This window comes from Kroppenstedtia guangzhouensis, from assembly GCF_014637345.1.
GTDB lineage: Bacteria > Bacillota > Bacilli > Thermoactinomycetales > DSM-45169 > Kroppenstedtia > Kroppenstedtia guangzhouensis.
In genome coordinates this window covers 72,863-91,487 of sequence record NZ_BMEX01000009.1, presented here as the reverse complement: position 1 = coordinate 91,487, position 18,625 = coordinate 72,863, and the positions used below count along the sequence as shown (strand labels likewise).

Here is an 18,625-nt window from a genome sequence, read left to right as displayed (position 1 = left end):
GCTGACCTCCAAAGAGCAAGCTCTTCGTCGGTCCGCACGACTTGCATGTATTAGGCACGCCGCCAGCGTTCGTCCTGAGCCAGGATCAAACTCTTCAAAAAAGGGGCAGATCTGTCACTTGACAGTCCCCCGATTCGAGCTTGATTGCTCATAAATATGACAGGGTCGTTCTTTCGCTCTTCAGTTTTCAAGGAACGCTTGATCTCGCTGCCTCCGCCACTCGAGGAGGGAAAGCCTCTCTCGCGGCGACAAGAACTATCTTATCATGCTCTGCAGTTCCTGTCAACAGCTTTTTTGTTTTTTTCTCGGGTTCGCCTCGGATCCAGCCGGTCAGGCCGATCTTGCGGCGACAGATATCAATATAACATGGCTTTATATTTTCGTCAACACCTTTTTTGCAATGCCAAGTTCCTACTTTTCAGCGATGTTTGCGGGTTAGACGATATTTTTGTTCTGCGCGGGTTCCACCGACCATCACCTCTTCCACCCAGGCACGACGCACCAGCTCCTCCATCACCTGCGTCACATCGAGGGCGAGCTGATCCCGTTCCAACCGACCGTGGATTTCACTTAGGCTCCAGCTGCCACCTTCGTTAAGCAACCGCAACAGATACCCGCAATAATGCTCCGGCTTGGTCAACACTGCATATTCCTCAGCCAACAGAACAAGTTTCATCCTCTGTTCCAGAGATTCTTCACCCGTCGCCAACTCCCTGTATAATTTATAGACCCCCGGGTTGATCGGTTTCACTTGTGGCCACAACCGGAAACGGGGATATTCACCGGATTCAATTGCTACCAAACGCGCCCAGTGAAGGAGACTTTTTTGAATGGAGAGATAAGCATCCAGCAAATGTCCTTCCTTCAGTAAAAGTTTGCTTTCCAGATGACACTTTAATAATGCGGAGAACTCCAGGCACATTTTTTTGCATTTCAACTCCCGTGGAAAGGAGAGGAGTTGTCGATGAAGCTTTACAAGTTTATTCTTCGGGTCATACAAAACCTCCCCTTTCAACAAACAATCGATCACTTCTTGCCGTTCTCCTGTAATCACTTCGGCAGTCAAACCCTGTAACGGGATCTGGAGTTCCTTTACCTTCCAGAGCTCCGTCATGTAGGAGAGTACCGATCTTCCGTTCACCTTCTCATGGAAAACCAATAAGATCAGATCCACCGGTTCCGGGACAGAAGAGGAGTCCATACCCGTAGGAAGGATGATCGCCCCTTCCACATGGGGATTCCCTTGCAACTGTTTTTTCAACTTCGGATATATCGACTGAATCATCTTCTCTCCCCATCCCCTGCCTGAATCAAAAGTCTTTATCAGAAGAATTTCGACGGCTTCTCAAAAATTCCTGCTCTCCCTCCGTTTTCGGTGAATTTTTCGGGAAAGCTTCATTTTTCTCCCTCAGGTTCCGTGGTATACTGTTAATTAACCTGAAGGAGAGGATCGGGCAGAGGAGGGAATCCTGTTGTTGTTCGCCAATAAGATCAACAAATTTCGCACCATCGCCCTCCTGATGATTTTTGTGGGCATGGGTATTATGTACCTCGGTTTTATATGGCCGGCAGCTATGATGTTATTCTTTATCCTCGGGTTGCTCGGGGTTGGTTCCAGTGTTTCCATCTATTTTTGGGTGGGGATCTTGTCGACCCAAGCTCTGCAAGTGGAGTGTCCGGAATGCGGACGGATCACAAAAATCCTCGGGAAGATGGATCAGTGCATGTATTGTCGGGCCCATTTGACGATGGACAGAAGTTTGGCAACAGAGTCAACCACACCGGAATCCCCGGATCAGGACAGTCAGTAAACCTGACCTGTACAGTTCAAAGCTTGAAAAGGGCTGTATATATCACCGAAATGCCCAAGCGATGGGTATGACATCCATGAATCCGAAGTAAACCGACAAAAACCTGCCCTCCGATCTTGGGCAGGTTTTTTAAACCACTTTTTCTTTTTGGCAGGAATTGCAGACGCCGTAAAATTCCATTCGATGGGTCTCCACCCGGAAACCGGTTTTTTCTTCGGCTTCCTTCTCCACTTGAAACAAAGGAGGATACTCAAAATCCACGATCTTGCCACATTCCCGACAGATGACATGATAGTGCTCTTTCATGTTGGCATCAAAGCGGCTGGAAGCATCTCCGTAGGTCAGCTCCCGAACCATTCCCGCTTCCTTGAAGACGCGTAGGTTGTTGTATACCGTCGCGACACTCATATTGGGGAATTTATCCTCCAGTGCCCTGTAGATCTCATCGGCGGTCGGATGGCCCAGTGAGGTAAGAAGGTATTCCAAAATGGCATACCGCTGTGGCGTCACTCGTACACCTGTTGATTTCAGCACTTCAATCGCCTGATTGACGCGGTTGTTTTCCATTGCCATCACCCCGTTGTGTCCCGCCATCGAAAGGGCAAGAAGTGATTCTTTAATTAGAATATATATAAATAGTCTACTCCCCTTTTATGGAGTTTGTCAATGGCTCCATATCGTTACGGTTTTTTCCGAACCAACAAAAGGGAAGTAAATCACATCCTTCGCACTTGGGATTGCGGGCAGTACAGACCCTGCGTCCGTGCCAGATCAGCCGGTGATGGGTATCGGTCCATTCCGAGCGGGGCACTTTCCGGGTCAATTGTTTCTCCGTTTCCAAAGGTTGGTTGCTGTTGGCCAGGGCCAATCGATTGGAAACCCGAAGTACATGGGTATCCACCGCAAGAGCTGGAACACCGAAAGCGTTGCTCAGCACTACATTGGCTGTTTTTCGTCCTACTCCGGGCAACGCCTCCAGATCCTTCCGTCGCTCCGGTACCTTTCCACCATGGGAATCCACCAGAATACGGCAGGTCGACAGGATGTTTCGGCTTTTGTTTCGGAACAAGCCCAACCCGCGAATCTCCTCTGCCATTTCCTCTTCCGTCAAAGGCAGGAAAGCCTCCGGTGAAGGGTATTTGGCAAACAGCTTTTCCGTCACAATGTTTACCTGACGATCCGTCGATTGGGCAGAAAGGATAGTGGCGATCAAAAGCTCAAACGGATTTCGAAAATGAAGTTCACAATGGGCATCGGGATACATCCTGGCAAGAGTGTCCAGGATTTTTCGTGTCTGCACACGTTTTGGTTTTTTTATCATCCGGTTACCTCCTCAGTATCCCCGATCCAGATCCAAAAGATTTAAATAATCCCCTCTCCCGGAAGTGTACACGCTCAGATTGTGGATGAAAAGATCCAAGGCCCGACTCATATACAGAGGAGACCGGCCTGATATATGGGGAGTGATCAATACATTTTTCAGGGACCAAAAAGGATGGTCTTTTGGGAGAGGCTCCTGTTCAAACACATCCAAAATCGCCCCACCGATCCTCTCCTTGGACAGAGCGTCCAGCAATGCGGCCTCGTCCACCACCGCTCCTCGAGCCATGTTGATCAGACAGGCAGTGGGCTGCATCCAAGCGAGTTCCCGCTCTCCGATAAACCCCCGGGTATGAGGGGTTAAGGGAAGAGTCACCACCACAAAGTCAGAGCACTTCATTAGTTTCTCCAGATCATTGGGCGCCATCGTTTCATCAAAGAAGGAAACTGGGGTCCCATCTGTGTTCATTCCCAGTACCCTCACGCCGAAGGCCTTCAGTCGCGATGCGATCCCCCGACCGGTGGCCCCTGTCCCCAAAATGGATACGGTTTTTCCCGACAACTCTTCGACGCGCAGGGATCGATCCCACCTCCCTTGCCTTTGTCGATCCGCAAACTGATGAAGTTTTCGGGTCCATTGCAAGATGACGGCCAACGCATATTCCCCCATGGGGGTTGCATGAATCCCACGGGCATTGGTCACCCGGATCGCTCTTTTTTTCAGAGCCGCAAAAGGGAGGAGCTCCACGCCGGCACTGATCACATGGATCCAGCGGAGATAGGGGAAATGAGCCACTTTCTCCTCATCCAGGTCTTCACCGTATGTGATCAGAATCACAGCATCAGAAGCAACCTCAATCGCATCTCGGATCCCTTCAAGAAAGGAAAACCGAACACCGGGAAATTCCTGACACAGCCGGTGTTGGTGCTTTTCATTGATCCGTGCCGAGGACACCACATGGGTCATCCGAATCTCCTCCTCAATGATGTGCCGTCTTTATGGCTTCAATCACCAATTCAGTGCTCTCGGGACCGAAGGGTTCCTTCCTGAAGCCACCATAACGCCTGACCACCTCAAAGCCGGTCAGGCGAAGCAGGTGGAAAAGTTCCGTGGGAAAAACGTAGCGCATGGAAAAACGGGTGCGTAATCGTTCCAGCAGCCTGCCACCAGCCTCAAATCGCTCATAATAGCGAATCACAGCTGCCTGTTGGCGAAAATGGTCAAACTCCGTGTAATCATACACTTCCACGGTCTGACCCGTTCCCGGAATACCAAACACGCCTCGATGAACCAGCTTTTTTTCCTCCTCAGCCAGTTGGGTGATATCAGGTACAAACACATTGAAGGCAAGGCAACCCCCGTCCTCCAAATGGTGGCGGATCGTTTGCAGGGTAGCCACCTGATCCCGGACATGAAGAAGATGGAGAAAAGAACGGTATGGGATGATCACCAATGAAAAGCGACGTTCCAGCTTCAAGGCGGTCATATCCTCACACACCCACCGGCATCGATCGGACAATCCCATCGCTTCCGCTTTCTTTTCAGCCACAGCCAACATCTCAGGTTGCTTGTCCACACCAACCACTTCAACTCCATGCCGGGCCATACCCAAAGTGCATCTCCCGGTTCCACATCCCAGCTCCAGCACCGGTCCCTTTGCTTTCATGGCCAGATCGGCATAATAGGTGACATCTCCGTCCAGACCCTCTGAAGTCCAGTCATAATAGTCCGGCCACCGGTACATATGATCTTCAGACAAGATCACACCTCCTTCCCCATCAAAAAGGGGTGAAGAAGTGATTCCTTCACCCCTGCCTGATCAGGTCAGCGCTCAACCCAAGTGCTCCCGCACCCACTCCAGGGCATCATCCACATGCCCGTCCACTTTTACTTTGCGCCAAGCTTTTGCGATTTTGCCTTCTTTGTCGATGATGAAGGTGGAACGTTCAATTCCCCATTTCTTCTTTCCAAATACATTCTTTTCTTTGTATACGCCATACGCCTTGGATACTTCCGCAGATGAATCACTCAGAAGAAGAAAAGGAAGATTGTATTTCCGAATAAATTTTTCATGGGACTCCAGATCATCCAAACTCAAACCCAAAATCACCGTGTCCAAGTCGGTAAATTCCTTCTCCCGATCACGAAAATCGCAGGACTCGGCAGTGCAACCTGGGGTATTGTCCTTGGGGTAAAAGTAGAGAACTACGTTTTTCTTTCCCCTGTAATCTGACAGGGAAACCTCTCTTCCATTGGATGCCGGCAGGCTGAATTCAGGTGCCTGATCCCCTTCTTTGACCATATGGCCACCTCCATTCATCGTTTGTCTTTATTGTAACAGATCGCCGGGGAAGTATCCCGCCAACAAAGGCATCCATTCACTTCGGCCACCCTCCATGGCAAAGGGTTGGGGTAAATTTTGAGTGTTGATGAATTTTACTTATGGAAATGTCTAAGGTTGTCCCAAAGCAAATGAAACTGGACGGTGATTACTGCATTTGGAGCTCGCTCCACACACACAATACTGACAATGTTCGACATCCGTTGACGCTTTTAAAGTAAGGCTCTGTGAAAAAGCTGCCATACCCACAGGACACAAGTGTGCTCAGGGTCGCTTCGCTCCCCGGTCACGCTATACAGGGAGTTGAGTTTCACATGAAGTGATTTTGGATCGTCAGAACAACGAAAAGGTCATGTGAAACCCAATCCCGACCGACCCGGCCAGCACTAATTCACAATGCTTCTAATCCCACCGCGGCATGGGAGGGATGCATAAGGGGGGATGGACAGGTGGCAGAATCGAATAAAATACCCCGTCAGGAGCGGATTTCCCTTCATGGCTTCGTTCCCGCATTCCCGGTGTTCCTCCCGGAGGCGGGGTCGGCTGGAGGGGTTGTTGATTCGGGAGAACCTCCGGCGGGGTGGCCGGAGGGCGTGTGGGCTCTTGTCCAGGAGGGAGTGGGTCCTGTGGCGTGAATAGCCTTTGTCGATTCCTATCGGAATATTGGATATTCATTGTGCTTCCTATATTGACGGAACCGTGGTTTGTCACCGAGGTGACATGGAGACTATACGTTTTTATACAAACATCCATCCCAATACACCTGCCTTAAACCTGGTCGATGATATCAGGATCGATAGCCTGGTTGGTTTCTAAATCGATATTGCGGGCAAAGTCACCGATAGGTGACGAACCTCCCAGGGATTTAGAATTGCTCTCGGCTCCGATATTGACGGTGTTTCCAAAGTTGACAGACCCGGCGCTGGATACGCTGTGGATTTTCAAATTAAAAATGTTGTTGATGGTTCCCATGATCCATCCTCCCCGCTGGGGTCTATCCCATGGTATGTACCGGAAAAGGGCCTTGTGCCTGTTCCCGGTTCAATCCCGGATCCGAATGGTGTGGAAATCCGTTTCCATACCGGCTCGTAATAAACGTACTTCCAATACCCCTTTCCGGTAGCGTGCACTGCTATTTTTTCTGATGACAGAGGTCCCCAACTTGATTCTTCGTTCAAAATCGCCGTAGAATCGTTCCTGGAGGTTTGCTTGGTAGTGGGTATGCCGGGGATTCACTCTACCCTTGACCAAGAGCGTATCTTCTTCCACCTGCAGCTGAATCTGACTGATATCCTCCACCCCGGGAAGGTCGATCAAAACCAGCACCTCATCGTGTCCATGATAAACATCTGCCTTTGGACCCGATGACGGCATCGTTTCCAACATATCGCCCCAAAAATCATTCCCCAAAAATTTGCGGGCCATTTCTCCCCATTTCATAAAGTTCTGGTGGGGATCCATACTTCCCCTCCTCCCCGGCTACAGTTTTTCTCAACCCCAGTCTATTCAAAAAGCACTTGCTCTGATACTGGAATCGATTTTGGGCATGATCATCGGCAAATCAGCCATATACTGAAGCAAAAGCCTCGATGAGAAGTGGAGGTGCCCAGGGATATGTATGCTTACTTATGGGATCGGATCAACCGGCTGGAGCAGGAAATGGAAACCCTTCGTAAAGAGAATGAAGAGTTAAAGAGACAAATGGATGCCATCCAACCCGTCACCATCGAAAGCTTGGTATACAAAATACAGGAACTGAATGTACAAACCCTGAGCGGAACACTCAACGTCGGGTTCACAACCCAGGCAGAAGGGGAAACCGTAAATGAGCTGATCGGGAAATTGCAACGGGAAGGAAAAGCCCAGTTTGATCTTGGAGAACCCACCCCTTCCTCCCCCGGCATCCCCACGGTGGAGGAAGAAAGCTCCTCCGTCCAGGTCCCCCCTCCCGAAGGTCCTCCCTCCGAATCGGACACAGATCCCTCCTGAGCAGGGTGTTAAAATTGGATTTCATAACGGCTGGATGCTTTCAGAGAAGATCAAAAGGCGGCCTCATGCCGCCCATAAACAGGTATGATCAATGTGCATACTCTCGGATCAGGTCTGACAACTTTTTTTCCAGCTCCTGATCTCCTCCTTGGATATCCTCTTCCGTCACAGTCAACCGGAATGTCTTTTTATCCAGATCCAGAGCTTCTTCCAGAGAGGTCATCAGATCTGTCGCCCGCCGATCCACCTGGAAAATCGTCTCCAAATAATCCGCCCCGATATAAAACATCAGTTCCAGTTCATCGAGAGCCCCCCGCAAATCCCCCGTGGGTTTAAACTGAAATCTTTGTATGAAGGGATGGCGAGAGAAAAAATGATCAAATTCAAAATCGATGTGCACCAATTGGAATCCGACCCTCTCCACCAGCTGAAGAACCTTTTCCACCAAGGGGTGGGGCAACACCTCGATCCCATCGGTGTCGTCAGGATCGACCGCCATCGAGATATCCAATCCGGTTTTGAGATATACCGGGCATCCGCCCGTAGTGACCGGGGTATCATATGGGAGCATAAATTCAAAAGGGATCACTTTAGTTTCCCTGGGGGCGATTTTAAATACCTCCGTCAACCGGTGCTCTTCCATCACATACTCTTTTTGGGAGTTTTCCTGAAAATACAAAACGACCAAATACAGATAAATTTCATCAATCTCTTGCTCCACTTGACCGCCCTGGATAAAAATTTCCCCTTCGACCAGATCCCCCTGCCGGTAACGGGATTGCTTTAGACGGGTATCCACCTTGGCATTGCCGATCCCGATACTGGCCAACGCTTTATTGAAAAATGACATCTATGTCCTCCTTCCCTCAGGATGTCAGCAGGGACTGGATGGCTTCAACCGGGCTGGACACGGGAGTATTTGGATCCCCGTGATCAGAGGTCAGAGTTCCGTCCGGATCATCCAACAACCAATTGAAGGATGTGTTCAATGTCCTTGTTCCCCGGATGATCTCCACCTCCATGTGAACCTCACCTTCATCCACATCGAAGAAAAGATTTAACTCGTCCAAGTATCCATGATACTTTTCCGCTGGACGGAATTGAAAGATTTGAATGAAGGGAAGCGATTTGGAACCGGGCAGAAACTCATTGAACAGGCGATACATAATAAACCCGGAGCTCTCAATTTCACCGAGCACCTTCTCCACTGTCGGATGGGGGAATACCTCAATCCGATCCAGATCGGTCGGATCCTTCGCCATTTTGATATCCAGGCCCGTTTTCAGATAAATGGGGAAGCGGCCACAGGACATCGGAGTTTGAAGAGGCATCCGAAACTGGAATGGGATGATCTTGTACTCTTTGGCTTCAATCTCAAAAGTTTCGCTCAGATGGAACTCCTCCAATATATGGGGAACACTTTTATCGTTCTTCAGATAATGGATCAACAAGTACATATAGATGTCGTCCACCTTTTGACCGATCTCTCCCCCCCGGACCATCACTTCCCCTCGAACGATGTCTCCCGGCTGATACTGAGAAGATTCCAGCCGGGTGTCCACCCGGGCACCACCCACTCCAAGACTGGCCAAAGCTTTGTTAAAAATGGTTGCCATTCTTCTATCACCTCCTTCAAGAAATGTGAGACCCGAAGACTCAGTCGTCTCCGGGAATCAGGTTGTTCGGGTTTAGAATACGATCCGCCTCTTCCACGGACAAAATCCTCTCCTCCAAAATGACTTGACGAACAGTCTTTCCTTCCTGGTAAGCCTTTTTGGCCACTTCCGCCGCCCGGTCATATCCAATCACGGGATTGAGAGCCGTCGCTAGGGCGAGGGATTTCTCCATCCACTCACCGCATCGATCCGGGTCCACCTCCAATCCATCAATACAGCGTCGGCGCAGGGCTTCCATCCCATGGGTCATGATCTGAATGGAGTGGAGCAGATTGTGGGCGATTACCGGCATCATCACATTCAGCTCCAACTGAGCATGTTGGCCGGCGGCGGTGATCGCTGCATCGTTTCCGATCACTTGCACCGTGATCATATTCATCATTTCCGCCATGACAGGATTCACTTTGCCCGGCATGATGGAAGATCCCGGCTGGACCGGAGGCAAGCGGAATTCGGCCAGTCCCGTCCGTGGACCCGAGCCAAGCAGGCGCAAATCGCCAGCCAATTTATCCAAATGGACGGCTAATATCTTCAATGCCCCACTGGTTTTGAGAGCTCCGCCTGTGTTTTGCATGAAGGAGAAGCGGGATTCCGCCTGCCGAAAGGGAAGACCCGTTCTGCGGGCAATCTCTTCCACAGCTGTCCCGGCATAACCGGCAGGCGTATTGATCCCGGTGCCGACGGCATTTCCTCCAAGACCAAGCTGATACAGGAGGTCGAGGCTTTCTTTAATCCCCTTTACAGCCTGTTCCAAAGCTCCGATATAACCGGACAATTCTTGCCCCACCCGGAGAGGAACTGCATCTTGCAAATGGGTACGCCCCGATTTGACTATATTCCCGAATTGATCTTTCTTGTCCCGCAGGCCTTGGATCAGACTGTCTGCGGAGGGGAGTAAACCGTGAACCAACTCTTCTGCCGCCGCGATATTGATAGCGGTATGAATGGTGTCATTGGTGGATTGACCCCGGTTGACATCGTCGTTGGGATGAACCAATGAAGTATCCCCCACCCGTCCCCCAAGAATTTCAACCGCCCGGTTAGCAATCACTTCGTTGGCATTCATATTCTGGGAGGTCCCCGCTCCGGCTTGATATACATCCACTACAAAGTGGTCATCCCAACGCCCATCGATCACTTCTTCCGCAGCTTGGATAATGGCTGTCGCTTTTTTCTCACTCAGCTCACCACTCTTCTGGTTCGCATAGGCCGCGGCAGCTTTGATCAATCCCTGGGCACGGATAAATCTGCGGGGAAGCCGCCAACCGCTGATCGGGAAGTTCTCCACGGCACGCTGGGTTTGGGCACCGTAATAGCGCTCAGCGGGGACACGCACTTCTCCCATCGAGTCCCACTGAATCCGGTATTCATTCGACATGGAAACACCTCCGGCATAGGAATAAATGATCCTTATGCCTTAGTCATTTCCCCGGGACTGCCGATTGAACACATGACGGACATATTCTTCAAACTGAGCAGCGAGCCGGTCATGATGCAACCGCTCCACTCGAGCTCTTTCCGACTGCTCCTTGGGACCGCCGGGCACTGGTTCTTGTTTTAGACGCGCCGCTTCTTCCCGGGCTCGGCGTTCCGCCTCCTCCCGCTCCCGACGCTCCCGTTCCAGGCGCTCCTGCTCCTGACGCGCCGCTTCTTCCCGGGCTCGGCGCTCCGCCTCCTCCCGCTCCCGACGCTCCCGTTCCAGGCGCTCCTGCTCCTGACGCGCCGCTTCTTCCCGGGCTCGGCGTTCCGCCTCCTCCCGCTCCCGACGCTCCCGTTCCAGGCGCTCCTGCTCCTGACGCGCCGCTTCTTCCCGAGCTCGGCGCTCCGCCTCCTCCCGCTCCCGACGCTCCCGTTCCAGGCGCTCCTGCTCCTGACGCGCCGCTTCTTCCCGGGCTCGGCGTTCCGCCTCCTCCCGCTCCCGACGCTCCCGTTCCAGGCGCTCCTGCTCCTGACGCGCCGCTTCTTCCCGAGCTCGGCGCTCCGCCTCCTCCCGCTCCCGACGCTCCCGTTCCAGGCGCTCCTGCTCCTGACGCGCCGCTTCTTCCCGGGCTCGGCGCTCCGCCTCCTCCCGCTCCCGACGCTCCTGCTCCTGACGCGCCGCTTCTTCCCGGGCTCGGCGCTCCGCCTCCTCCCGCTCCCGGCGCTCCTGCTCCTGACGCGCCGCTTCTTCCCGGGCCCGGCGTTCCGCCTCCTCCCGCTCCCGACGCTCCTGCTCCTGACGCGCCGCTTCTTCCTGGGCTCGGCGGGTTTCTTCCAACCTCCGTCGAAGTACATCGGATGAAGGTCCCTCTGAAGGAGATTTTTCGGGGGCTGCTGAATCGGACGGGGATTCAACCGAAGGCGGGATCTTTGGAGCTTTGTTCCCTTTTGAAGTGGATTTGGGCTTTAAAAAATCGAAGAAGCCTTTGGAATCCCGCTTTTTCAGATAGCTCTCCAAATTGGATGCCACGGAGTTTGCCGGTCGATGAAAAGATCTCTGAATCAGTTTTTCCAAGGGTTTTGAAAATCCGTGATCCGGCGGAAGCTTTTTAATCGGTTGATCCAACATCTTACCCGAAAACAACATATAGAGAAGGTTTCCCCAATCCACCTGGGGATCGGGAAGAGTTCGCCCCTCAACCCCACAGTAGAGCACTTGAACCCCGCCCGATTCTGTCAATCCGATGTTGGCGGGATGTAGTACGGTGTACATCCGGAGGGGTTTCTCTTTTAATGTCTCTTCCACCGGGAACAGGCGTTTCACCCAATCTAGGATTTGATCTTCCTCCAGGCCTCCGCGGGCAATCCGTTCATGCAAACGTTCCGTAAAGGAAACAAAAGGACGAATCATGACCAAGGAACGTTCTTCCGAATACACTTGGAGATAGGGTACGATCAGCGGATGATCCTTCAGGGAAAGGTACTGCTGAATGGCCCGGGGCGGGGCCGGTTTCTGAAGGCGGGTCAGCTGAAGAAAAAAACGTTCCCCTTCTGAAGAAGCAACAGCCAATTCACCTTCAAAAAACGGTTCCACATATTCAATTTGATATGTACCACGGTAGTTGTCCCCGACAGAAAAAAAAGCCAACTTCCTCTCCCCCACTCCTGTATTTCCGGACTGTACAAAAAGCTACAAAACACCATTTTCAGAATACCACAGCAGCCGTCAATCGTACAGCCGATTTCGACAGTCTCCGACACACTGCGACCTTTCTCCCGGAGACAGAAACAACCGGGGAGTTGGAAAGGATGGATTATTCCCCCTTTACCAGCACACCCCCGGCTGTTCTGCACCAGCAGGAGTCCCCCCGAAGGTGGACTCCGCCCAGCCACCGGTCGATTCCACAAACCTGCAAACGGTTTTCTTCCCCGGCCAACACCCTTTCTCCTAAGGGTGTCGGGATGATCGCCGCCTCCCCTTCAAACCGGATCAGCGGAGGAGAGATGTCGCCCAGATCATTCAACAGGATAGCCAAATGGACCTGGCTGAGGCCATCTTCCTCCCTGAGGAGAGAGAGCTCCCGAAACAGCTCCGGGAAATCCATGGGCTGCTCCCTGATCTTTTGCAAGATCAGCTCCTCCACCACATTCAATCCATTGAATGCAGATGGAAAATATTCCAGATGGCGCTGAAATACGGACCGAAGATCAGGAAGAAAAGAAGGAGTGATCTTCAGCCACTCTTCAATATCCCGGGGATCGGGGGAGATATAAGAACGCCAAGCCGATGCTGCCTGCTCCAAATGTCGTTGTCCCAATGGCTGACGGTTTTCAAACCGTTGAACCAAGTCCGGACCAGATAAGCCGGAGGGAGGTTCAACCCCCGGCAATTTCACCCACTCCGCACGTTGCAGACCCCGATCCGCCAATCGGGACAAAAGATAAGTCAACATCATCTGGTCATGCCGGTTCGGAGCACACCAGAAGACCACCTGGGAGTCAAGAGGGAGCCGGTTTAAGCGTTGTTCTTGGTATCGTAGTACCATTTCCATCCGATCCGCCGGAATCCCCAAAATTTCTTCCAGAAAAACCGCTCGCCGAGCCGCCATTTCCTTTTCATTCCAACCCGAAGAGAAGGGACCCAGGTCATACAGCTCCCGCCAAACGAAGACTTCTCCGTTCAACAAAGGGGATTCGCGGAGGCGTTCCCCAAATTCATCACCGTTGACGATATGGATCATGCTCTCCCCCTCTTCCTTTTCGGTTCAAAACCGTTCTTCTTGGGGCGTGTGGATCAGCCTTATTTTTTGACAGTGAGATCCTGTTCTGCCATGTTCCGCTCGCCAGGATCGCTTCACTCCCGGTCTTGCGGTGATAGTTCACGCTTCCCTTTCCAACGCCTGTTATCTCGTTAATCAACAGCCTTGCTTCTCCTATCTAACAGGATGACATATCACATCTTTTGTTTCCAGTGGAATTAACATACTTGAAAAACACCCTCGTCCGCACCTCTTCCGGGCCGAACTCTCCCGCTTGCCCCTCACTCCCCGGGACCTGTACAATGGAAGAGGTAATCTGACGAGGGGAGGCATTCAATTGTCCCATCCACAATCCGAAAACTTATATAAAAAGGCGCTGGACGTGATCGTCGGCGGCGTGAACAGCCCCTCACGGTCCTTCCGTGCTGTCGGCATGGATCATCCGTTGTTTATGAAAAAAGCGAAAGGCCCCTACTTCTGGGATGAAGATGGTCACCGCTATATCGATTACCTGGCCGCCTTCGGTCCCATCATCCTGGGACATGCCCATCCCCGGGTGACGGAAGCCATCCAAAAGACTGCGGAGACAGGGGTTCTCTACGGCACCCCTACGGAGAAAGAAATTCGGCTGGCCCGAATGTTGCAGAAAGCGATCCCGTCCTGTGAGCAAATCCGCTTCGTCAACAGCGGAACGGAAGCGGTGATGAGCACGATCCGCCTCGCCAGGGCTTTTACCGGAAGGGATAAAATCATCAAATTCGCCGGATGTTATCACGGGCATTCCGATCTGGTTCTGGTGGCCGCCGGATCCGGCCCGTCCACATTGGGAACACCGGACAGCGCAGGGATTCCCCGAAGCATCGCTGAGGAAGTGATCACCGTACCCTTTAACGATCCCGAGGGGCTGAAACAAGCTTTCTCCCGTTGGGGGGATCAGGTGGCTGCCGTTCTCGTGGAGCCCCTGGTGGGAAACTTTGGCATCGTGGAGCCAGCCCCCGGTTTCCTTGAATCTGTCCAGGAACAGGCCCGTCACGCCGGCGCTCTCGTAATCTATGATGAGGTGATCACCGCTTTCCGGTTTCACTACGGCGGCGTTCAAACCCTGTATGATGTGGAGCCCGATTTGACCGCCCTCGGGAAAATCATCGGAGGCGGACTGCCCATCGGTGCCTACGGAGGTCGCCGGAAAGTCATGGAGAAAGTGGCTCCGATGGGACCCACTTACCAGGCCGGAACCATGGCGGGCAACCCCCTGTCCATCGCGGCGGGAATCGCCTGTCTGGAAACCCTCTCCGAACCGGGAACCTATGAAGAGCTCGATCGTAAAGGATCGATCCTGGAAACCGGACTCCACTCCCATGCCCAACAGGCGGGAATCCCTGTCCAGATCAACCGGAAAGGCGGCGCCCTGACGCTGTATTTCACCGATCGCCCTGTCACGGACTACGTGGGTGCCCAACAGGCGGACGGGGACCGGTTTGCCCGTTTCTTCCAAGGGATGCTCCGGGAAGGAGTTTATCTCGCCCCCTCCAAATACGAAGCCTGGTTCCTCACAACCACCCACTCCGACGAGGACTTGGAGTATACTCTTCAGGCCGCGGAAAAAGCTTTTGAATATGTTGAGAGCCAAGAGGTGATCTGATTGACCCGAGTACCTTTGACAATCTATGAGCGGATCGGAGGCGACGAAACCATCACCCGAATCGTGGAGTCTTTCTATCCCCGGGTGCAGAAAGATCCCCTGCTGGCCCCGATCTTTCCGAAAGGGGACGCCATCCGACCCGTCATGGAAAAACAGAGACGCTTTCTCACCCAGTTCTTCGGAGGTCCCCCTCTGTACAGCCAGCTGTACGGACATCCCCGGATGCGTGCCCGTCACCTCCCTTTTCCCATCACCCCCCGGCGAGCGGAGGCCTGGCTTCGCTGCATGGCGGAAGCCCTCGATGAGGCAGGGATCCAAGGGCAGATCCGGGAGGAGATGTGGAGCCGGCTGTACACCACTGCTGCCCATATGGTGAACCAACCCGATCAGCCATCCTGACAGCAGATAAAAAAATGCAAAGCCACTCCCGGGAGGTGGCTTTTTGTCTGTCTGGTATATCGATTTGACTGCTGTGGCACTTGGCTTGAACGGTTGAACGATACCCGTTTCAAAAAATGCTCACTTCACAAAGACCAAGATTGGGTCTGGGCCCCCACCAGTTCTTTCTATTTTCTTATCTCTTTCACTTCCATTATGGTTTATAAGGAGAGTGACATTCCCCATGTGTCCCTTTTGTCACCCGATGACCTTTCCCGGTCAACAGGTGATCCTGAGAAACGAGCATTGCCTGTTCCTGCAGATGCCCCAACTGGTGCTGACCAGCTCCGGTGTCATCATCCCCCGCAGGCACCGGGAGACGGTCTTTGATTTGACACCGGAAGAGTGGACAGCCACCCAGTCTCTTCTTCAGAATGCGAAACGGCTCATCGATGAACAGTACTCACCTGACGGATACAATGTGGGTTGGAATTGCAGAGAGACCGGGGGCCAAAGTGTCCCCCACGCCCACCTCCATGCCTTCCCGCGCTTCTCAGATGAACCCCATGCAGGAAAAGGCATCCGTTACTGCTGAAACAGGAGGATAATCAACGACCATCAACGAAAAACAGGAACTGAGAGGACTTTGATGAGCTTTCTTCATTTAACCCTGACCCTGGACCCCGTGCCTTGCGAGTTGAACCCCCGTCTTCCATCCGCCCGCTCCCTGCCGGGAGCCCGTTTCTTCACACTGGCGGAAGTTCCCGATGACGAAACCTGCCGTCAGCATCTGTACCATCTGGTCCGGGAAGGTGTTCTGGACGATCCTGGTCACGGAGCCGGTTTTGAAAGCTATGGCCAATTTTACGAAAAGATTTATCCCCGTTGCTACCGGGATCACGCTGCCACCCAATTTCTCGCTACCTCTCTAAAAAAGAATGGCCTTCGTCTGGACCTCTCTCGCTGGCCCCTGTTGGAACAACCCGCTCCCGATCTGTGTGCGGACCGGATCGACTACACTCTGCAGGATCGTATCCACTACGATCAGATGGACAAGCAATCCATCTCATGGTTTCTCAATCAGCTGACGGTTTTCGAAGGAAAAATATGTCTGTCCACGTTGGAAGCCGGAGAATGGTTCACGGAGTTGTATGATCGGGAAATGATCGGTTTTTTCCACTAGGAGTATCAAGGCGTGTGGTTTAGTGCTTTCTAAGTCGGTCGGGGTGGAGTTTCACATTCCGTACCAAATTTTGACGAGCCAGAGACGCCCCACCTCCCTGTAAGCAAGTTTTTCACAACGCTTACAGTATACAGATGGAAGAATATATGACCACATCCCGTCAGATAAGGGACTACATGATAAGTGCGGCTACAGTATATTTTCCGACCATTTAACAGCCGCTCTCTCTTCCTCTTTTGGGCGATCCGGTTCAGGACCGGTGTTCCGACCCACCGGCTGACGACATAACCCAGTCAGAGCCCGGAGCTCACTCCGTTACGAGAACAGAAGGAACAGGTGCCAACAGTCCCGTGGAAGAAACGAGCGACCCGTGCATCACCCTGTTGCATCGGGAATGGGCAAGCCGATGATCCCTCAACCACAGATAAAAAATAGTAATGCATAACGACTTCCGGGATCCAGCGGGTCAACCCATCCACTTCCTTCACCCATCCCTCCTCATCGGATCGGTCCCCGGCAGATATAAACGAAGGCAGGAGGAAGGTTCCATGGAACAAAGCTGACCTTTACATCACGAAACCGTTCATCCAACATTCTTTTCAATTGCGGGGTATACTGATATGCCGTAAACACCCCGTCAGTCGTCAGCCGATCCCGCACCTGATCCAGAATGGAGGCTCTGACACCCAACGGAAAATTGGTAAAGGGCAGTGAAGAAATGATTACATCCACTCCGGCCTGATCCCAGCCCTGAAGGGCGGCACCCATCATCTCCGCCTCCGCAACATGATGATATTCCGGATAATTCCGGCGCAATTCAACCTGAAGAACCGGGTCTTTCTCAAAGATGAAAGCGGTTGCATCCGGACGTAATCGTCGTTTCAACTCCTGTGTCACTACTCCAGTTCCCGCACCCAATTCCACTGCTGTCCGGATCTCATTCCATGGTGCGGGTTCCAACATCGCCTGAACCAGTCGCCTGGAACTGGGAGTAACACTTCCGATTCGAAGCGGAGATCGAAAAAACCGTAGCAGGAATCTTCGGCGGTCAGTTAAGGAATTCATCTCAATCAGACTCCTTCAGAAGACAGATCCATCATACGGAGAAATGCTGAATGAAGCAAGTGATCAATTCTTATGATTTAACTTTAAATCCGACCATTATCGCCGGTATACTCAGTGATTCGACGCAAGACAATGATCCAATCATTCTTGAACCTTCATTTCAAATCCCCCCGTTCCCCGATGTTTCCCCTATTCCACTCCACCGATGATACAGACACCGGTTCATCGGGCACACCGTATATATTCTTCTTTCCCTCCCGGCGAACCCATTGCAAAAAAACATGTCCCATGGCGACCCCGTAAGCGATCTCCTGGATGATCTTCATCGTCACCCCCCCCAGTTGCTGATCGTTCCGGGGGGAAAGAACGGGAAAAAGCCGGACCCCTTCATAGGAAGCAAACAGCAACTGATCGGAAAAGATGATCAACGCACAAGCCGGAGTTAACAGCATCCCCGCGGATGCGAGATAAGCCAACTTCCGAAGGGGTTGCAACACCATTTCCTCTTCCAAGGGAGTCAGCACCGGCCACCACATTAAACCAGCCGCAAGGAACAAGACAACATGTGAAAGCAGCTGATACAGCTCGTCCCCCATCAAAAAATCAAACACCCGGGGCAGATGGTAGACGGAAAACAGTCCGTTGAAAAGAAGCAACGCAACCACAGGGCGACGACCCCATACCGACCATTTTTTGAAGGGAAAGCTTTGAAGCCAATGGCGCCACATCCAGTCCGGGATTCCCCGGATCATCAGAGGGGGCACGATCAAATAGAGAATCGACTGTTGTAACATATGAACACTGAACAATTCGTGCCCAATCGCCTCCATCGGGCTGCCCAGTGCGAGGTAAAAGAGAAGCAATCCTGTGAGAAACAGCATTTTTCTTCCCGGGGAAACCGGCTCCCAACCGATCTGAGGTTTTCTTTGGGGGCCTGTTGCCGCCAGATACCAACCGCCGAGCGCAACCATTGTCAGGTTGAGCCCCACATTCCACAATTCCCGAGTCAGAATCGCCCCGATCAGAGCATCCATCACTCTT

At 52.4% G+C, this 18,625-nt stretch carries 22 protein-coding genes and 1 rRNA gene; 7 read left to right on the top strand and 16 right to left on the bottom strand.

The annotated features are described in order from the left end of the window. A 16S ribosomal RNA gene (locus tag IEV46_RS12485) occupies positions 1–101 on the bottom strand; the annotation flags it as partial. A 317-nt stretch (positions 102–418) separates the two neighbouring features. Beyond that, positions 419–1,285, bottom strand: coding sequence for a nucleotidyltransferase-like protein (locus IEV46_RS12480; protein WP_188432882.1), 867 nt, complete (start codon positions 1,283–1,285; stop codon positions 419–421). Between the two features lie 187 nt (positions 1,286–1,472). On the opposite strand from IEV46_RS12480, the gene IEV46_RS12475 reads away from it, so the two are divergent. Further along, a complete protein-coding gene (locus tag IEV46_RS12475; RefSeq protein ID WP_373284611.1) occupies positions 1,473–1,811 on the top strand; it encodes a DUF2614 family zinc ribbon-containing protein in 339 nt (112 codons plus the stop codon). Between the two features lie 129 nt (positions 1,812–1,940). Here the strand turns inward: IEV46_RS12475 and perR are convergent, their stop codons facing one another. From perR to bcp, 5 genes are all read right to left on the bottom strand, one after another. Continuing rightward, entirely contained in the window at positions 1,941–2,378 is a 438-nt protein-coding gene (perR, locus tag IEV46_RS12470) for a peroxide-responsive transcriptional repressor PerR (RefSeq protein WP_308420306.1), read from the bottom strand. 73 nt (positions 2,379–2,451) lie between these two features. Next, positions 2,452–3,132 (bottom strand): endonuclease III, encoded by a 681-nt coding sequence (gene nth, locus IEV46_RS12465; RefSeq protein ID WP_188432881.1) that lies wholly within the window; start codon positions 3,130–3,132, stop codon positions 2,452–2,454. Between the two features lie 12 nt (positions 3,133–3,144). Next, entirely contained in the window at positions 3,145–4,098 is a 954-nt protein-coding gene (locus IEV46_RS12460) for a D-2-hydroxyacid dehydrogenase (protein WP_188432880.1), read from the bottom strand. A gap of 13 nt (positions 4,099–4,111) precedes the next feature. After that, a complete protein-coding gene (locus tag IEV46_RS12455) occupies positions 4,112–4,897 on the bottom strand; it encodes a class I SAM-dependent methyltransferase (RefSeq protein ID WP_229736083.1) in 786 nt (261 codons plus the stop codon). Positions 4,898–4,963: 66 nt separating this feature from the next. Further along, entirely contained in the window at positions 4,964–5,434 is a 471-nt protein-coding gene (gene bcp / locus IEV46_RS12450; RefSeq protein WP_188432879.1) for a thioredoxin-dependent thiol peroxidase, read from the bottom strand. Positions 5,435–5,922: 488 nt separating this feature from the next. Here bcp and IEV46_RS12445 point away from each other — a divergent pair, with 488 nt between their 5' ends. Further along, on the top strand, positions 5,923–6,108 hold the full coding sequence (locus IEV46_RS12445; protein WP_188432878.1) for a hypothetical protein: 186 nt from the start codon (positions 5,923–5,925) through the stop codon (positions 6,106–6,108). 133 nt (positions 6,109–6,241) lie between these two features. Here IEV46_RS12445 and IEV46_RS12440 read toward each other — a convergent pair whose 3' ends face one another. Further along, entirely contained in the window at positions 6,242–6,445 is a 204-nt protein-coding gene (locus IEV46_RS12440; RefSeq protein WP_188432877.1) for a spore germination protein, read from the bottom strand. Between the two features lie 69 nt (positions 6,446–6,514). Then, the gene (locus tag IEV46_RS12435; RefSeq protein ID WP_188432876.1) at positions 6,515–6,934 is read right to left on the bottom strand and encodes an Hsp20/alpha crystallin family protein; all 420 of its coding nucleotides are present in this window, start codon (positions 6,932–6,934) and stop codon (positions 6,515–6,517) included. 153 nt (positions 6,935–7,087) lie between these two features. Between IEV46_RS12435 and gerPC the strand changes: the two genes are divergently transcribed. Beyond that, entirely contained in the window at positions 7,088–7,462 is a 375-nt protein-coding gene (gerPC, locus tag IEV46_RS12430; RefSeq protein WP_188432875.1) for a spore germination protein GerPC, read from the top strand. Between the two features lie 88 nt (positions 7,463–7,550). Here the strand turns inward: gerPC and IEV46_RS12425 are convergent, their stop codons facing one another. The 5 genes from IEV46_RS12425 to IEV46_RS12405 all read right to left on the bottom strand — a co-directional run bounded on the left by IEV46_RS12425 (position 7,551) and on the right by IEV46_RS12405 (position 13,298). Beyond that, positions 7,551–8,312 carry a sporulation protein gene (locus IEV46_RS12425; protein WP_188432874.1) on the bottom strand — a complete coding sequence of 254 codons (762 nt, stop codon included), beginning with the start codon at positions 8,310–8,312 and terminating at the stop codon, positions 7,551–7,553. A 16-nt stretch (positions 8,313–8,328) separates the two neighbouring features. Next, positions 8,329–9,078, bottom strand: coding sequence for a sporulation protein (locus IEV46_RS12420; protein ID WP_188432873.1), 750 nt, complete (start codon positions 9,076–9,078; stop codon positions 8,329–8,331). Between the two features lie 40 nt (positions 9,079–9,118). Then, positions 9,119–10,516 (bottom strand): class II fumarate hydratase, encoded by a 1,398-nt coding sequence (locus IEV46_RS12415; RefSeq protein WP_188432872.1) that lies wholly within the window; start codon positions 10,514–10,516, stop codon positions 9,119–9,121. 39 nt (positions 10,517–10,555) lie between these two features. Further along, a complete protein-coding gene (locus IEV46_RS12410; protein WP_188432871.1) occupies positions 10,556–12,205 on the bottom strand; it encodes a hypothetical protein in 1,650 nt (549 codons plus the stop codon). 166 nt (positions 12,206–12,371) lie between these two features. Beyond that, positions 12,372–13,298 carry a DUF1835 domain-containing protein gene (locus IEV46_RS12405; protein WP_188432870.1) on the bottom strand — a complete coding sequence of 309 codons (927 nt, stop codon included), beginning with the start codon at positions 13,296–13,298 and terminating at the stop codon, positions 12,372–12,374. A gap of 355 nt (positions 13,299–13,653) precedes the next feature. Here IEV46_RS12405 and IEV46_RS12400 point away from each other — a divergent pair, with 355 nt between their 5' ends. From IEV46_RS12400 to IEV46_RS12385, 4 genes are all read left to right on the top strand, one after another. Then, positions 13,654–14,958 (top strand): glutamate-1-semialdehyde 2,1-aminomutase, encoded by a 1,305-nt coding sequence (locus IEV46_RS12400; RefSeq protein WP_188432869.1) that lies wholly within the window; start codon positions 13,654–13,656, stop codon positions 14,956–14,958. Next, positions 14,959–15,357 carry a globin domain-containing protein gene (locus IEV46_RS12395; protein ID WP_188432868.1) on the top strand — a complete coding sequence of 133 codons (399 nt, stop codon included), beginning with the start codon at positions 14,959–14,961 and terminating at the stop codon, positions 15,355–15,357. Between the two features lie 223 nt (positions 15,358–15,580). Beyond that, positions 15,581–15,931, top strand: a complete 351-nt coding sequence (locus IEV46_RS12390) for an HIT family protein (protein WP_188432867.1) — start codon at positions 15,581–15,583, stop codon at positions 15,929–15,931. A gap of 54 nt (positions 15,932–15,985) precedes the next feature. After that, positions 15,986–16,519 (top strand): hypothetical protein, encoded by a 534-nt coding sequence (locus IEV46_RS12385; RefSeq protein WP_188432866.1) that lies wholly within the window; start codon positions 15,986–15,988, stop codon positions 16,517–16,519. A gap of 498 nt (positions 16,520–17,017) precedes the next feature. Here the strand turns inward: IEV46_RS12385 and IEV46_RS12380 are convergent, their stop codons facing one another. Both IEV46_RS12380 and IEV46_RS12375 read right to left on the bottom strand, forming a co-directional pair. Beyond that, on the bottom strand, positions 17,018–17,584 hold the full coding sequence (locus IEV46_RS12380; protein WP_188432865.1) for a class I SAM-dependent methyltransferase: 567 nt from the start codon (positions 17,582–17,584) through the stop codon (positions 17,018–17,020). A gap of 155 nt (positions 17,585–17,739) precedes the next feature. Next, positions 17,740–18,618, bottom strand: coding sequence for a cytochrome c oxidase assembly protein (locus IEV46_RS12375; protein WP_188432864.1), 879 nt, complete (start codon positions 18,616–18,618; stop codon positions 17,740–17,742). Positions 18,619–18,625 lie beyond the last annotated feature (7 nt).

What these genes read in the sequence shown, in the direction of transcription:
- IEV46_RS12425 (WP_188432874.1), bottom strand. Translation starts at nt 8,312, where the DNA reads ATGTCATTTTTCAATAAAGCGTTGGCCAGTATCGGGATCGGCAATGCC.
- IEV46_RS12480 (WP_188432882.1), bottom strand. Translation starts at nt 1,285, where the DNA reads ATGATTCAGTCGATATATCCGAAGTTGAAAAAACAGTTGCAAGGGAAT.
- IEV46_RS12435 (WP_188432876.1), bottom strand. Translation starts at nt 6,934, where the DNA reads ATGGATCCCCACCAGAACTTTATGAAATGGGGAGAAATGGCCCGCAAA.
- IEV46_RS12420 (WP_188432873.1), bottom strand. Translation starts at nt 9,078, where the DNA reads ATGGCAACCATTTTTAACAAAGCTTTGGCCAGTCTTGGAGTGGGTGGT.
- IEV46_RS12380 (WP_188432865.1), bottom strand. Translation starts at nt 17,584, where the DNA reads ATGAATTCCTTAACTGACCGCCGAAGATTCCTGCTACGGTTTTTTCGA.
- bcp (WP_188432879.1), bottom strand. Translation starts at nt 5,434, where the DNA reads ATGGTCAAAGAAGGGGATCAGGCACCTGAATTCAGCCTGCCGGCATCC.
- IEV46_RS12390 (WP_188432867.1), top strand. Translation starts at nt 15,581, where the DNA reads ATGTGTCCCTTTTGTCACCCGATGACCTTTCCCGGTCAACAGGTGATC.
- nth (WP_188432881.1), bottom strand. Translation starts at nt 3,132, where the DNA reads ATGATAAAAAAACCAAAACGTGTGCAGACACGAAAAATCCTGGACACT.
- IEV46_RS12375 (WP_188432864.1), bottom strand. Translation starts at nt 18,618, where the DNA reads ATGGATGCTCTGATCGGGGCGATTCTGACTCGGGAATTGTGGAATGTG.
- IEV46_RS12405 (WP_188432870.1), bottom strand. Translation starts at nt 13,298, where the DNA reads ATGATCCATATCGTCAACGGTGATGAATTTGGGGAACGCCTCCGCGAA.
- IEV46_RS12385 (WP_188432866.1), top strand. Translation starts at nt 15,986, where the DNA reads ATGAGCTTTCTTCATTTAACCCTGACCCTGGACCCCGTGCCTTGCGAG.
- perR (WP_308420306.1), bottom strand. Translation starts at nt 2,378, where the DNA reads ATGGAAAACAACCGCGTCAATCAGGCGATTGAAGTGCTGAAATCAACA.
- IEV46_RS12415 (WP_188432872.1), bottom strand. Translation starts at nt 10,516, where the DNA reads ATGTCGAATGAATACCGGATTCAGTGGGACTCGATGGGAGAAGTGCGT.
- IEV46_RS12460 (WP_188432880.1), bottom strand. Translation starts at nt 4,098, where the DNA reads ATGACCCATGTGGTGTCCTCGGCACGGATCAATGAAAAGCACCAACAC.
- gerPC (WP_188432875.1), top strand. Translation starts at nt 7,088, where the DNA reads ATGTATGCTTACTTATGGGATCGGATCAACCGGCTGGAGCAGGAAATG.
- IEV46_RS12440 (WP_188432877.1), bottom strand. Translation starts at nt 6,445, where the DNA reads ATGGGAACCATCAACAACATTTTTAATTTGAAAATCCACAGCGTATCC.